This is a genomic window from Sphingobacteriaceae bacterium GW460-11-11-14-LB5 (assembly GCA_002151545.1).
Lineage (GTDB): Bacteria > Bacteroidota > Bacteroidia > Sphingobacteriales > Sphingobacteriaceae > Pedobacter.
On the sequence record CP021237.1, the window covers coordinates 4,817,694 to 4,833,026 of the forward strand.

17 protein-coding genes are annotated in these 15,333 nt (G+C 38.2%); 10 read left to right on the forward strand and 7 right to left on the reverse strand.

What is annotated here, in order from left to right:
- Positions 1-30 precede the first annotated feature (30 nt).
- Positions 31-540, forward strand: a complete 510-nt coding sequence (locus tag CA265_19405) for a transcriptional regulator (protein ARS41698.1) — start codon at positions 31-33, stop codon at positions 538-540.
- On the opposite strand, the gene CA265_19410 is transcribed toward CA265_19405, so the two are convergent.
- From CA265_19410 to CA265_19440, 7 genes are all read right to left on the reverse strand, one after another.
- Positions 541-990 (reverse strand): hypothetical protein, encoded by a 450-nt coding sequence (locus CA265_19410; GenBank protein ARS41699.1) that lies wholly within the window; start codon positions 988-990, stop codon positions 541-543.
- A 100-nt stretch (positions 991-1,090) separates the two neighbouring features.
- Positions 1,091-1,339, reverse strand: a complete 249-nt coding sequence (locus tag CA265_19415; protein ARS41700.1) for a DUF4834 domain-containing protein — start codon at positions 1,337-1,339, stop codon at positions 1,091-1,093.
- A 130-nt stretch (positions 1,340-1,469) separates the two neighbouring features.
- Entirely contained in the window at positions 1,470-1,667 is a 198-nt protein-coding gene (locus CA265_19420) for a hypothetical protein (GenBank protein ID ARS41701.1), read from the reverse strand.
- A gap of 55 nt (positions 1,668-1,722) precedes the next feature.
- Positions 1,723-3,015 (reverse strand): nematoblast specific protein, encoded by a 1,293-nt coding sequence (locus CA265_19425; GenBank protein ID ARS41702.1) that lies wholly within the window; start codon positions 3,013-3,015, stop codon positions 1,723-1,725.
- Between the two features lie 77 nt (positions 3,016-3,092).
- Positions 3,093-5,135 carry an excinuclease ABC subunit B gene (locus tag CA265_19430; protein ARS41703.1) on the reverse strand — a complete coding sequence of 681 codons (2,043 nt, stop codon included), beginning with the start codon at positions 5,133-5,135 and terminating at the stop codon, positions 3,093-3,095.
- 451 nt (positions 5,136-5,586) lie between these two features.
- On the reverse strand, positions 5,587-7,959 hold the full coding sequence (locus CA265_19435) for an aminopeptidase (GenBank protein ID ARS41704.1): 2,373 nt from the start codon (positions 7,957-7,959) through the stop codon (positions 5,587-5,589).
- 11 nt (positions 7,960-7,970) lie between these two features.
- Positions 7,971-8,555 carry a HupE / UreJ protein gene (locus CA265_19440; protein ARS41705.1) on the reverse strand — a complete coding sequence of 195 codons (585 nt, stop codon included), beginning with the start codon at positions 8,553-8,555 and terminating at the stop codon, positions 7,971-7,973.
- A gap of 251 nt (positions 8,556-8,806) precedes the next feature.
- Between CA265_19440 and CA265_19445 the strand changes: the two genes are divergently transcribed.
- From CA265_19445 to CA265_19485, 9 genes are all read left to right on the forward strand, one after another.
- Complete coding sequence (locus CA265_19445) at positions 8,807-9,472, forward strand: hypothetical protein (protein ID ARS41706.1); 666 nt, start codon at positions 8,807-8,809, stop codon at positions 9,470-9,472.
- A gap of 52 nt (positions 9,473-9,524) precedes the next feature.
- A complete protein-coding gene (locus CA265_19450) occupies positions 9,525-10,037 on the forward strand; it encodes a hypothetical protein (protein ARS41707.1) in 513 nt (170 codons plus the stop codon).
- A 134-nt stretch (positions 10,038-10,171) separates the two neighbouring features.
- Complete coding sequence (locus CA265_19455; protein ARS41708.1) at positions 10,172-11,440, forward strand: hypothetical protein; 1,269 nt, start codon at positions 10,172-10,174, stop codon at positions 11,438-11,440.
- Positions 11,441-11,532: 92 nt separating this feature from the next.
- Complete coding sequence (locus CA265_19460) at positions 11,533-12,177, forward strand: uracil phosphoribosyltransferase (GenBank protein ARS41709.1); 645 nt, start codon at positions 11,533-11,535, stop codon at positions 12,175-12,177.
- Positions 12,178-12,265: 88 nt separating this feature from the next.
- Complete coding sequence (locus CA265_19465; GenBank protein ID ARS41710.1) at positions 12,266-12,583, forward strand: protein tyrosine phosphatase; 318 nt, start codon at positions 12,266-12,268, stop codon at positions 12,581-12,583.
- A 41-nt stretch (positions 12,584-12,624) separates the two neighbouring features.
- Positions 12,625-13,314 (forward strand): noncanonical pyrimidine nucleotidase, YjjG family, encoded by a 690-nt coding sequence (locus CA265_19470; protein ARS41711.1) that lies wholly within the window; start codon positions 12,625-12,627, stop codon positions 13,312-13,314.
- A gap of 74 nt (positions 13,315-13,388) precedes the next feature.
- Positions 13,389-14,096: a hypothetical protein gene (locus CA265_19475; protein ID ARS41712.1), complete on the forward strand. Its 708-nt coding sequence runs from the start codon at positions 13,389-13,391 to the stop codon at positions 14,094-14,096.
- A gap of 19 nt (positions 14,097-14,115) precedes the next feature.
- Positions 14,116-14,628: a hypothetical protein gene (locus CA265_19480; GenBank protein ARS41713.1), complete on the forward strand. Its 513-nt coding sequence runs from the start codon at positions 14,116-14,118 to the stop codon at positions 14,626-14,628.
- Between the two features lie 45 nt (positions 14,629-14,673).
- Positions 14,674-15,288: a hypothetical protein gene (locus CA265_19485; GenBank protein ARS41714.1), complete on the forward strand. Its 615-nt coding sequence runs from the start codon at positions 14,674-14,676 to the stop codon at positions 15,286-15,288.
- Positions 15,289-15,333 lie beyond the last annotated feature (45 nt).

Here is a 15,333-nt window from a genome sequence, read left to right on the forward strand (position 1 = left end):
GAAAGTTTGAAAATAAATTTATCTTTGTGTATGGAATTAGCAGCAGCGAAATTAAAATTTATAGAAGCATGGGGTAAATTAGGCTCTGAATGGGGAATTAACCGCACCATGGCCCAGGTACATGCATTATTGCTAATTTCTCCCGAAGCGCTTACCACCGAAGAAATCATGGAAGCGCTCAGTATTTCAAGAGGAAACGCCAACATGACCCTCCGCGACTTAATCGGATGGGGCTTAATTGAAAAACAACACAAAGCCGGCGAACGAAAAGAATACTTTTTTGCAGATAAAGATGTTTGGAATATTTCCCGTCAGGTAGCCAAAGAGCGTAAAAAAAGAGAGCTAGAACCGGTTTTAAAAGTTTTAAATGAGCTGTCAACGGTAGTGGGCGATGAAAAGGACCCCGCGTTTAAAACCTTCAAAAAATCAGTAAACGATATAAATAAACTGGCCGTCAATGTAGATAAAACCTTGGAAACGATGCTTAAAGCAGAAGAGAGCTGGTTCTGGGGCTCGGTATTGAAGGTGTTCAAGCCATAACTATTTATGCCTTGCACTATCATTAAATTGCCAAAGCACATTAATAATTTTCCAGGTGCCATTTAATTTAACCAGGTGCATATAATCGATCCATTCATCTGCAATTAATTTAACTGAAGCTGTTTTCTCTGAGATATCAAGCATTTTAACTTCTTTTTTAGGAACAGCGGGGAACTTGTCTTTTTTGCGGTTGTAGTTTTCGGCTAAGATAACCATCGATTCTGCAGAGGTTTCACGAACATAATCTTTATTGGTTTCCTTGTCTGTCCAAAATGTTCTTTTAACAAGCCTCGGATGCAAAGCCTGCTCCATTTGTTTAGGATTTGGGTTATGTTGCGATTCTATGTAATCAAGAGCAGCACGTTTGATTGCTAAACTATCCTGTTTGGTCTGGCTAAAGCATTTCTTACTGATGATCCATAAGGAGATAAAAACAATAAAATATTTCATAACTGAGCGTGTATATCTGGTTTTCGAGTTGAGGCATTAAACTTAGACTATATATTTTGAATTTTAAACAAAAAACCCTGAAACAAGTTCAGGGTTCTTTTTATTTCACTTCTTCGTAATCTACGAAGTCGCCGAGTTTATCTGTTTTACTTTGATCAGGCTTTGGAGGCATATAATCTATCGAAATAGAGCCTTCAGGTTTTGATCTTCTTTGTTGTTGCTGCCCTGTTGCCTGACTTTGCATTTTGCTGGCCAGGTTATTAAACAGCATTGGCAGAATTAACCTAATCAACATTCTGATCAGCCAAAGTACCAATATTGCGATGAAAATGAATTTTACTAATGCCATTCTTTAAATTACTGTTGTTACAAATATAGACGTCATAAAATTTATTTTGTTACTTATTTAGCCTTTAATTGCATTTTGATTACAAATATAATACGCAAATAAGCCTGCAAAGGTTTTAATAACCTCCCATTTAATCTTCAATAATTTCAGCTACACGGCCTACCTGACCATCTTCGAGCCTCACTTTTATCCCTCTGGAGTGAAATGCGGATGAAGTAAGCAGATCTTTCACTACACCATAGGTGATGTTTCCCGATCGCTGATCTTTCTTCAAAATAATCCCGACTTCTAATCCTGGATAAATGTCTTTTCTGTTTTGCCCGTCCATTCTGCTGTAATATGATAATAATTAAAGCTTCAAAATTCCATAATTATTTTCAGTGTTAAGGTAATTTACTGAAATCTATTTCAGGTTTTTTACCGGCAGTGCTTCTGGTAAAGATTTTTCTTGGTGTGGTATAGTTGTTAAAAAAGCCACTGTTCTTCAAATAGAAGGCGCCTTTATCTAACCCACCCTGATAATCCATCCGGTATCCTTTTGCTCCAGTGTTGTCAGTCGTAAAGCGGGCAGATTTTAATTCAGTCCAGGTTCCTTTATCATCGCAGATCCATTGGTTATCAAACAAAACTTTACGCGACAGGTCGCCCTGTACAGGTGAGAAGTTTTCTAAAAAGGAATGGAAACGTTTTAAATAAGTTTTAGTTTGTGGCCTGGTAAAACTGGCTATTAATTGCCATTTGTTGGTTTCGGGTGCGAAGAAATAAGCGGTATAAGTGGTTAGGCTATCTTTTCCGGGTACGCCATGCAATAAAAATTTATAGGTGTTTCCTGCTTTCCACATATAATTCAGGTAGCTCTGTCCTCCAGCGCCTTCATTCCCAAATTCTCCTGTGTGTACACCTTCGCCTTTCTTTAGCATTCTAATCTTATGTGATTCGGGAATACTTTTAGGGTCATCAGTACTGAAAGGGCTCCATACCGAAAACAAGATGTGTCGTTCTGTAGGGCTATTTACCTGCATACCGAAATAACCCTCGCCAAATCCATTTGCCATAAAGTAAGAACCTAAAATATCTTCTCCTTTTGGTACGGTTACCTCATTGTAATACCACTCTGCATTTACATTTTCTGGTTGCTGATAGTTCAGGTGAACCGATGGCCCACGTCTGCCCCAATGAAAAAAGTTGCCTTCATTGTTTTTAACGTAAGCGGTTTTGCCTTCAATAGCTGTACCGCCGATGGATAAAGTCTGTATCGAGGGAAATTTGCCGGCACTTTTGCTTATTCCTTTAATGGTTAAGGCTACGTAACCTGTGTCTTTAATGCTCCATTCGCCAATCTTACCGTCAAATGGCTTGGTTTCATCAAAATTTACCTTTTTGGCTTGGTTGTTAATGGCAAATTCCACCACCGATTGCCCATCTAAAACAGGTTTGTCGCTTAGCGATACCGTTACTGTACCAGGCTTGGAAACCCTAAAATAAGCTGTAAAATATTCTTTCGGATTAGACCAGTTAACAATTCCTCTGTTAGAAAGGGTTCTTTCAGCATCTTCATGTAAGGAACTGTAAGCATTGCCTGCAAGTGGGAGGGATATTGTTGTCGCATTTTGGGCATAACTTTTAAGTCCCAGGGCGCCGAGTACGATCAGCGTGACTAGTTTTAGAGATTTCATTTGATGATTTTTAGATAACTTATTGAATTGCAATTCTAAGTCAAATTATCTAAAAATCAATCTTTAAAACCAAATCGTTACTTACCGAATTTTTCGTTGAACATTTTCTCCAGGGCAAACATTTCATCACGCAATTTTGCGGCCTGCAAAAAGTCCATATCTTTTGCTGCTTTCTGCATGTCCTTACGGGTAGTATCAATTGCCCTTTGCAGTTCCGCTTTACCCATATATTGAACAATCGGATCTGCAGCAATACTGATTTCTGCATTTTCGACATAGGCCCTTGCTTTATTATCACTTGCCTTTTGCGAGAAATCGAGCACCGAGGTTTGCTCTAAAATGGCTTCTCTTGATTTTCCAACTGTTTTTGGGGTAATACCATTTTCGAGATTGTAGGCAATCTGTATATCTCTACGCCTGTTCGTTTCTGATATTGTTTTCTCCATACTATCTGTAATGCCATCAGCATACATAATTACACGGCCTTTATCGTTCCGGGCCGCACGGCCAATGGTTTGGATGAGCGATTTCTCCGAACGCAAGAAACCTTCCTTATCGGCATCTAAAATAGCCACTAAGGTAACTTCGGGTAAATCTAATCCTTCACGCAGTAAGTTAATTCCCACTAAAACATCGAATTCTCCTAAACGTAAACCACGAAGAATTTCTACACGTTCAAGGGTTTTAATTTCAGAATGGATGTACCTGGTTTTGATATTTAAGCGATCGAGGTATTTTGTCAGTTCTTCAGCCATACGTTTGGTTAATGTGGTAACCAAAATACGTCCGCCATCTTTTATGGTAATGTCTATTTCATCTAAAAGATCGTCAACCTGATTAATAGCAGGTCTGATCTCAATAACAGGATCTAACAAACCTGTGGGTCTGATTACCTGCTCTACTACCACACCTTCTGATTTTTCCAATTCATATTCGGCCGGAGTTGCACTTACATAAATGGTTTGCGGCGCAAGGGCTTCAAACTCGTTAAAGTTTAAAGGTCTGTTATCAAGTGCCGCCGGCAAACGGAAACCATACTCCACCAAAGATAATTTCCTCGATCTATCTCCACCATACATGGCCCTGATCTGCGGAACGGTAACGTGACTTTCATCGATCACCATTAAATAATCTTCCGGGAAATAATCCAACAAACAGAAAGGACGCATGCCAGGTTGCCTTCCATCAAAGAAACGTGAGTAGTTTTCAATTCCAGAACAATAACCCAATTCCTTCATCATTTCGATATCGAAGTTGGTACGTTCTTCCAAACGTTTTGCTTCCAGCAAATGTCGGTCTGCAATTAACTGGTTTTTGCGGATTTCCAGCTCTTCCTGTATTCCCCAGATCGAAGAATTGAACCTATCTTTCGGTGTAACGAAAAGATTGGCAGGATAAATAGCCATATCTTCTAATTTCTCGATAGTTTTTCCGGAAACGGGATCAATTGAAGACAGTTCTTCAATGTCATCACCGAAAAAAGAAATGCGGTAAGCATGGTCAAGATAGGCTGGAAAAATATCAACGGTATCGCCTTTAACCCTAAAGGTTCCGCGTTTAAAGTCTGTTGTGGTTCTGGAATATAAAATCTCCACCAAGCTATGCAAAAATGCATTCCTCGAAATCCGTAAACCCACGCCAAAACGGAAAACCATGCGCGAAAAATCTTCGGGATTACCCATACCATAAATGCAGGAGATAGAGGATACCACGATGATATCCCGTCTGCCACTCATTAATGACGATGTAGTACGTAAACGGAGTTTTTCAATCTCCTCGTTTATGCTCAGGTCTTTCTCGATATAAGTATTGCTCGATGCAATAAAAGCTTCAGGCTGATAATAATCGTAATATGAAACAAAATAATTAACCGAGTTTTCAGGGAAGAAATTTTTGAACTCACCATAAAGCTGGGCCGCCAAAGTTTTATTATGACTCAAAATCAGGGTAGGTTTTTGCGTCTGCTCAATTACATTGGCTACCGTAAATGTTTTTCCCGATCCGGTAACCCCTAATAAAGTTTGATAATGTTCGTTGGCATTTACGCCATCTACCAATTGTTTTATAGCGTTGGGCTGATCTCCGGTAGGTTGATATTCTGAGGTGATTTTAAATTTCATGGGTAATCAAACTTAGTTAAAATTGATCTTTAAATCAATTTTAATGTTCTCTCCTCCGCTTATAAAACATAAACGGTTGGCAGGAAATATACGGTTTAGGCTGCAAAGTCTAAAACAGGAGAAAGTCAGAAAAGTTGGCGTAATAAGAAATTTATTCCCATCAGAATTTTATAACCTTCAATACCCAGATAGCCTTTCAGATAGATTAAAGACATATCAACCTAGTAAATCGAAAGTTTAACTTCTGATTTACTAGGTTGATTCTTAGTATTACACCTCAATAAAAATCCCCATTGAAAAAATTCAACGGGGATTTCTCAATCCTTTCGACAAGCTACGATTGACAGATTCTAAAATCGGCGTCATCTCGACCGGAGCAAAGCGCAGTGGAGAGATCTTTGAGCTATATTAAAAGATCTCTCCACTGCGGTCGCTTAGGATGGCGACATGATTATTTACCCGCAGCAGCTTGCATTGGGTTTTTACCAACCGATTGGCCTCTTACTGCTCCGCCAGCTTTGGTTTTATATACTTTAAACTTGCTTTCTTTTGCCTTGCCACCCCAGCTGTTATTTGAGGTATCGATATCTGCAGTTTCGCGCAGTGGATCGATTAAAATAGAGGCTACTTCTTTATTTTTAACATAAAACTTAGCTGTTTTCAATTCATTATGTCTCCAAATCTGCGCCGGAATACGGTCTATTTCTTTTGTTCCGTCTTTATAGGTAAACTCAACAATTACAGGCATTACTAAACCTCCTTTATTGCTAAAACTCAGTTCGTAAAGAAATTTATCTCCATATTTGTCCTGCTCCGCTGAAGGAACAGCTTCCTGTGTTGCAGCGGTTTCCGTTTTAACAGCTACAGTGGTATCAACAGCAACCATTCCCCTATCATATTTATAGTAGAAATCTTGAGCTGCAGGCGTTTTATCTACATAAAAATTAATTTTCTTATCCTCACGGTTCCTGATTTTCGAAATATCCTCAAAGGCATTAACAGCAGGTTTATCAATTTTAACCATTTTCGATTTGGCTTCCGGTAAATCTTTCGGGAAATCGGCTTTCGCAAATTTTACGCTATCTAATGATATGTCGCATGGATCGGTTCCATAAAACCAACCTCTCCAAAACCAGTCTAAATCTTCACCACTGGCATCTTCCATCGTACGGAAAAGATCAGCAGGTTCAGGGTGTTTAAAGGCCCATCTTCTCGAGTATTCTTTAAATGCATAATCGAAAAGTTCTCTTCCCATGATGGTTTCGCGAAGGATATTTAAACCAGTAGCAGGTTTAGAATAGGCATTCGGACCGAAACGGGTAATATTTTCAGAGTTGGTCATAATTGGTTCCAGTTCATCCTTTGGCAATTTCATATAATCAACAATGGTATATGCAGGCCCTTTTTTACTTGGAAATTTGTTATCCCAAAGCTCTTCGGTTAAATACTCCACAAAAGAGTTTAATCCTTCATCCATCCAGGTCCACTGGCGCTCATCACTATTGACAATCATAGGGAAGAAGTTATGTCCCACCTCGTGAATAATTACACCTAACATGCCATTTTTAGTGCTTTCGCTGTATGTTCCGTCAGTATCTGTACGGCCGTAGTTAAAACAGATCATCGGATATTCCATTCCGTTTGCGGCTTCGATACTTTGTGCAACCGGATAAGGATAAGGGATAGTAAAATCTGAATAGGTTTTAATGGTATGTGCCACCGCGCGGGTAGAAAACTTGCTGTAAAGATTGTATGCTTCTTTTCCATAAAAACTCATACACATTACCGTGTTGTTATTGGCCTGAATTTTTTGAGGCATGGCATCCCAGATAAACTTGCGGGAAGATGTCCAGGCAAAATCGCGGACATTATTCGCATTAAAAACCCAGGTTTTTTTAGCGGTAGATTTTTTGGTTTCTGCAGCTTTAGCCTCAGCCAAGGTTTGGATTTCTACAGGTGCTGCTGCAGTTTTGGCCGAATTATACCTGCTTAATTGTGTAGGATTTAAAACAGCGCTATAATTGATACACTCTCCTGTTGATCCCACGAGGTGATCAGCCGGAACTGTCATTTGAACTTTAAAATCGCCAAAGGTTAAGGCAAACTCGCCTCTACCTGTAAACTGATGGTTCTGCCATCCCTGAAAATCGCTGTATACACATAAGCGTGGGTACCACTGCGTCATGGTAAACAGGTAATTTCCGTCTGTTGGAAAAAACTCATAACCTCCACGGCCACCTACACTCATCCGGTCAGAAATTTTATAGTTCCAATCGATGTTGAAGATAAATTTTTGACCACTTCTCAGCGCTACAGGTAAATCAACCCTCATCATGGTTTTGTTAACCGTGTATGGTAAGTTTTTACCGGTTGCATCGGTTAATTTGGTAATATTTATTCCATAACCGTTGTTGCCTGTTGCACTTAACTGATCTAAGTTTTTAGTCGTTCCCGTGGCAGGCATTTTAGTTGCATCCTGATAATTGGCATTTCTATCTGTGCTATGCTCGTTTTCATCAAGCTGCAACCAGACATAAGTTAAAGGATCGGGAGAATTGTTGGTATAAGTAATCGTTTCAGATCCGGTTAACAACAGATTTTTTTCATCCAGCTCACATTTAATGTTGTAATCGGCACGTTGCTGCCAGTATTTAACTCCTGGCGCTCCGCTGGCGGTACGTTGTTCATTAGGTGTTGGTAAAATGGTGCCTAACTGCTCAAATTTATTCCCATGGTTACTCCCCGGGTTATTCTGGGTATTTTGAGCCATAGCTACACTAGCAGAAAAGAATAGCAGGCCGGTTAAAGTAAATAGTTTATTCATTATACGGTTTATTAAAAAGGAATTCGTTCTAAAGCCATTTTTAAAGCCAGGCTAAATACGGCTGCTGATATAAATAAAACCCAGCTCATACGTTTGATGCGGGTATAGTTAAAAATTAAAAAGGTAATCAGTAAGATGATAATCACCATAAAAATCTGTCCGGCCTCTAAACCTACATTAAAACCAAATAGCCCCCAGCCAATGTTCTGATCTTTGGCCAGCATTATCCGGATGGAGTTGGCAAAGCCCATTCCGTGAATAAGTCCAAAGCCCAGCGCCAGGAAATAATTGATCTTGATTGATTTTAAAGAAAAATTCTTTCTAAACAAATTGCTGATCGCAGTAATGACAATGGTACAGGGAATTAAGAATTCTACCCATTTACTATCAAACCTGATGATATCCAGTACACTTAAAAGTAAGGTAAATGAATGGCCAATGGTAAAGGCTGTAACCAGTATAAGTACTTGTTTTAAATTGACATAACTGTAAATAGCAACCAGGGCTAACACAAACAGCTGATGATCTAAAGCATCGGCACTGATAATGTGCGCCCAACCCAATTTAAAATAAAAGATAAAATCCTGTAGCGGCATGAATAATAAGCTAACTATTGAGAATGAAATAGTTTACAATAGCTAAAATTATATTTTTAATTACAAAAACCCGAAATATCCTTCAAAAAAACCCTAAATACCAAATTTGTTACCAATTTTTAACTCATTTAATGCTTTTTGACGAAGTTTTGTCGTAAATAACTGGGTTTACAGTTGTAAACAAAATTGTTGTTTAATATACCTGGCCAATGCGGTAACTTGGTAAAACTATTGGTCTTTTATTCAACACTATGCTTTGGCTTAAATATTATTTACAAAAACCTGAGAAAGGTTTCGATCCGGTTCCAAAAGCTTTTGCAGAAAAATATGCAGCAAATGAATACCAAAAAATCGACAGCAAAGTAATTGATGCTATAAAAACCCACCTGGGCGATTTCGAAGACAAAACTTTACTCGATCTTGGTGCCGGTCCGGGACAATACAGTATTGAATTTGCCAGGAGGGGAGCAAAAGTGACCTGGCACGACATTAGCCGGAATTATTTAACCATAGCAAAAGCTAAAGCTAAGGAAGAAAATATGGTTATAAATTTTTCGTTGGGTTATTTAGAGGAAGCCCAGGGCAAGTTCGATATAATCTTTAATCGCATATGTTGGTATTACTGTATCAATGATTACCGCTTTGCAAAATGCATCTACAATTTAATCAAAAAAAATGGCTACGGTTTTATAGTGGTCAACAATGAGAAATATCACAAAGAAGAACTGGCAAAAGAATCGGGTTTTAGAAAATTAGCCATTCAAACGAGTTATTGGCTCAATGAAAATTTTAATATTAAACTTAGCCATGTTCATCCATCCCACAAAAAACTCAGTAAAATATTCGCCAGCTTAAATTTCAGACACTTACATTTAGAACAATGCGGGCACAACACCTTAATTACATTTAACAAATAGATGATTATCTGTTAACTTTGCTGCCTTAACTTTTTTAAGGAAAGATTTAAATATGTTAATGCGTAAATTAAAATATAGCCTTTTGCTTTTGTGTGTTGCTTTTTTTGCTGTCGGCGCAGGAATAAAACATCCCTTGCATGTAAGCACAACTGAAGTAAACTTTAATGCAAAGGATAAAACTTTAGAAGTAAGCTGTAAAATCTTTTCAGACGACTTTGAGGCCATTTTAGCCAAATTATATAAACAGAAAACCGATCTGAGCAATCCGAATATGAAAAGCGCGATGGACGAACTGGTAAAAAAATACCTGCTTGCTCATTTACAGCTAAAAGCCAATGGTAAAGCTGTTGCCATGAACTACATCGGATTTGAGATCGACCATGAGGCTACTAATATTTATCTTGAAGTGGAGAAAATTTCGTCTATAAAATCGGTTGAGGTGAGTAATTCTATTTTATACGATATGTTTGACGATCAGATGAGCATTGTACATATTGTAAAAGGCACCATCCGTAAAAGCACCAAAATCCTTTACCCTGAAAAAAAGTTCACCGCAAACTTTTAATTGTAATTTTTGTATTAGATAACGGTTCAATGTTAAATTACCGTTAATTTTAGAAGCAATATTATTGAAGTTAATATCTGCTGAGAAATATTTCTTGTAATCTTTTTTTAAATACCGTGTTGTTAAAATAAGTTATGCATCTAATCATCTTCTCCAACATATTAACGCCTCGGATAAAATATATCTTTAACTTTATTTTTAAAGATATTCTTAAAGCAGAATTAGAATTTACGGGCAATAGCCAATATTTTCTAGAAAGCAACCACGTCAAAATCAGTTATGGCGAGGAGCCTTTAGGCGAAGAACTTTTCTTTAAAAGCACCGCTTTACTCTTTTCCAACAAATTAGAAGAAATTAAACCCAAAACGATCTCTTTTGGCGAGTATCAGGCTCCATTTCCGGTTGCTCAATCGGCCTTACCTTTCGATGTTTTTGCAGCCTCTTTTTTTATATTAAGCCGTTATGAAGAATATTTTTATCCCAAAAAAAACGAAGAAGATTTTAAGCCATCAAAAAGCTACCAGCACAAATGGAAGATTTTAGATAAACCGGTTATTGATGAATGGGCATTGATCATTAAAAGTCTGATCAAAAAAAAACATCCGCATTTTAAGTTTCATGAAAAGAAATTTCAACACCAACCAACCATACATTTCAATATATTGCCCAACTTACCTGAGGGATTATTAAATAGAACCAAATTTATTTTCAGTGCGCTCTTTAAAAAAGAAAACAATTATTTGAGTTCGAAATTTGACAGGCTAACAGGAATAGGCATTAACAATGAACAGGTTTTAGCTGAGGTGAGCCAGCTATTTTCTTTAAAAAAGAGTACCCCCCTTTATTTTGTCGATTTCCCTGATGTACCCATCAATTACATTAAGATAAATGGTATTTCAAAAACACTTAGCGGCCAATCAGTTGGATTATTAAGACCTTGCGCAAGCGATAAGGAAAAAATGTTCGAGATTAAGGAAGGCTTGGTCAAGCTCAAAAAAATTCATCCAAACCCCGTTCCGGTAAGCAGTCAACAACTGGAAGTTTTAAAATTCCCCATCTGTTATTTAAACATTCTCAATTCTGGCATTACTTCCGATTATTCTATGGGCTACAGCAATGTATTGGGCTTTAGGGCCGGCACCTGTACACCATTTAGCTGGTATGATCTTCAGCTTGAAAAAGTAACGCCTTTAATCGTTAATTCTTATTGCCTCACCGATCATATTCTTCAATTTTTAACACACGAAGCAGCGGTTAAAACAGTGCGCCAATATATCGATGCAGTGAAGGTGGTAAACGGTACCTTTTATAGCAGCTGGAACCTAAAAAGCCTGTCGGCAAATGCCAAATACAAAAAATTAAAATCGCTGTTTGGAGAAATGCTGAATTACGCCGGAAATTGATTTTAGTTTAAATTATTCGGCTTAAAATGATTAAATTTAGTGATTAAATCTCCCGCTGGGATAAATCATTAAGATACCGGAAAACAAATATGATGATCTTTGATGTAAGCAAGACGAAAACTATCGCCAATACCTTTATTGCCGAACTTCGGGATGAAAACATCCAGAAAGATTCGATGCGTTTCCGCAAAAACATGGAAAGGCTTGGGGAGTTTTTTGCCTATGAGATCAGTAAATCACTTCAATACACGAGCAAAGAAATTGTAACCCCATTAGGTGTATCACCTTGCGAAGTTTTAACTCAGCAGCCTGTTTTGGCTACGATACTCCGGGCAGGCTTACCGCTTCAACAAGGTTTGCTTAACATCTTCGACAAAGCCGATTGCTGTTTCATTTCAGCTTATCGCAAAGTAAAAAAGAGTGGTGATTTTGTGATTCAAATGGATTACATTTCTACACCGGATTTGGAAGGTAAGGTATTAATTATGGCCGACCCAATGTTGGCTACCGGACAAAGTATGGTAATGTGCTGTAAAGAACTGATCAACCGTTATAAAGTTGCAGAACTTCATATTGTTGCCGCAATAGCCAGTACAGAAGGTGTTGCCCATGTGCGCGCTAATCTGCCCAAAGCAAAACTTTGGCTTGGTGCCATTGATGAAGAAATGACCAGTAAATCTTACATCGTGCCTGGGCTTGGCGATGCTGGTGATCTGGCATACGGAGAGAAAGTTTAATTTTTAGTCCTCAGTCTGAAGTCCTTAGTCTAGAGTCCTTAGTCAAGAGTCTTTAGTCCAAAGCTAAACCTCCTTATAAAACAATTAAGTGAACATCCTCTTTATATGCAGTAGAAATAAATGGCGTAGCGCCACTGCCGAAAACATCTATAAAAGCCATCCTGAACACGAGGTCAGATCAGCAGGAACAGCGCCCTCGGCCAGAATTAAAATCAATGCAAAATTGATAATCTGGGCAGATCTCATTTTTGTGATGGAGAAAAAACATAAGCGAAGAATCATAGAACGTTTTCCCGAAGAAACCGGTGAAAAGGAAATAATTACACTCCATATCTCTGATGATTATCAATACATGGATCAGGAACTTATTGAAGAGTTAAACGCAAAAGTTGCCGATTATCTATAAATCAAAAGATCATTAGGCTACCTTTGTGAAAATCATCACTCATGAAAAAGCACATTTTCTTCGACCTTGACCACACCATTTGGGATTTTGACCGTAATGCCGAAGAAACGTTAAATGAGCTCTACCAAACCTACAAATTAGATGAGCTGGGTTTAAAATCATGTGCCGATTTTATCACCACATATACCGAAAATAACCATCAGTTATGGGCCGATTACCATTTAGGAAAAATCACCAAAGATTTTTTAAGATCGGAGCGGTTCAACAAAACGTTTATTCAACTGGGTGTTCATCCCGATGCGGTACCTCATCAGTTTGAAGATGATTATGTAAATATTTCACCCACTAAAACTAATTTGTTCGAAGGGGCTGAAAATGTTTTGGGCTATCTGCAGCAAAAATATACCCTGCATATTATTTCTAACGGCTTTAAGGAAACAACCTTAACCAAAATGAACCTTTCGAATCTTAATCCATATTTCGAAAATGTAATTATCTCAGAAGATGTGGGTGTAAACAAACCCAATCCTATTATTTTCGAATATGCGCTGGATAAGGCCAAAGCTTTAAAAGCAGAAAGTATTATGATCGGCGATAGCCTCGAAGCCGATATTTATGGTGCATTAAACTTTGGTATGGAGGCTATATTTTTTAATCCTTTACAGAAAAAAAAGCCCGAAGATGTTAAAAGGGAAATCGTTCACCTGGAAGAATTATTAAAACTTTTTTAGCCTTACTCCTTTTTTGTTTCATTTTGGCATTTGTTTGGCAATAGCTCAATACACACACAAATGAAATCTTTATTATGATGAAAAAAACCATCTTTTTAGGATTGGCAATGCTTTTTGCTACCCTAACTTTCGCTCAAAACAACCGCAGTGCTGCCGAAGTATTTCTGCAAATCGTTAACCCAGGCAAGTATAATGTATATTTAGATGAAGAACTGGTTGGGTCAGCCAATGGCAGGTTCCGTTTTTATAATGTATACAATTCAGCACCCATGTTATCTATTATTCAGGGCAATACCGTCGTACTAAAACAGAGAATTAAGGTTATTCCACAACAAAGGCTTGTACTAAGTTTTGAAGATAAAAGGTTAACTACTTTAAAACAGCTAAATATCTATCGCAACAGACAATATGCCTTAAACGATTTTGACGGTTATACCGGAGATTATAATACCGGTATTGTTCCACCAGTTCAACCACAACCTGATTTCAATTATAGATTACTCTCTGAGGAGGCTTTTCAGACTTTTTTAAACCAATACAAAAAAGAAAGTTTTGATGATGGCAGAACAAGAATGATCAATGTGGTGAGTAAAAATGCCTCACTGTTAAGTGCTCAGGCCAGGTTGCTATTAAAATCCTTCGCCTTTGATGACGAACGTTTGAAAGTAGCCAAGAATCTTTACAAAACCGTTGCCGACCCACAGAACTATTTTAGCTTATCTGATATTTTTGTTTTTTCATCTAATAAGGACGACTTCTTAAAATATTTGGAGAAGCAGTAAATCGGCTTATCTTTATTGAATGAAGGCTGCAAAAATAAAGGCATCGATACATAAAATTGTCGATGCCTATAAATCGAAATTATCTCACTATGATGAGGATATTTTTCAAACCACGCCACCCATTGATGGCTGGAGCTACAGTGAAGTATATTCGCATATTTTCGATTCAAGCCTGCTCTCCTTAATTGCACTCGAACGCGCGGCAAGCGGTAAAGGCGAAAACAAAGCCACGCATTTTATTGTAAAACTGATTTTGGTTTTAGGTACCTTACCACCGTCAAAAAAGTATAAAGTTCCGAAAAGACTGGCCGAAAGGGTAAAAAAAATCAGCAAAACAGAAGCGCTCGATTTTATTTTAGAGTTTGAAAAAGGGCTTGATGATAATTACCCTGCAATTGCCCATGCACAAGCCGATTGTAAAACAAAACACCCGCGGCTAGGCTACTTAAATGCCCGGCAATGGCTAAGATTTATTGAAATTCATTTAAAACACCACCTCAAACAGTTAGAAAGAATAGAAAAGAGTTTTTAGGCGTAAATTAATTTCACCATATTTGAGTATACTAAATTCATCGCCATGAAAACTGCTTTTTACTTATTCGCATTAACTATACTTTGCGCCTGCAATAGCGAAAAGAAAGAAACTGCTCAAGCGGTTATTCCAACACCTACCGGGATACAAGGCCTCCAGAAAAGCAATGCTGTTCAACCCGCAGCACAAAACGCCAAAACCAACCTTATTTTTAATCCACCACATGGCGATGCCGGGCATACCTGCGCGCTAGCGGTTGGTGCACCATTAAACCAAACAGCGGCAGTTCAACCACAAAAGAGTGTTAGTCCGCAACCCGTAACTGTTCCGGCACCACCTGCAGTAAATACCTCAGGCAAAAAATTAAATCCTAAACATGGAGAACCGGGCCACAGATGTGATATTGCGATTGGCGCCCCTTTAGATAGCAAACCCACCCAGATCGTGACCACACAGCCTGCAGTAAAGCAAACGGTAGCGATAAAAACAGGCAAGGGCTTGAACCCACCTCATGGACAGCCTAACCATAGGTGCGATATTGCTGTTGGTGCACCCTTAAATAGCAAACCTGCGCAGGCTGTAACTACGACACCTGTTCCAGTTCCTGACACTAAAACTTCAGAAACAAAAGCACTGGAGACCAAGAGTGAAGGGAAATAATAGGACATACTTCATGTAAGTAACGCATTAAAATATTTTGAATTT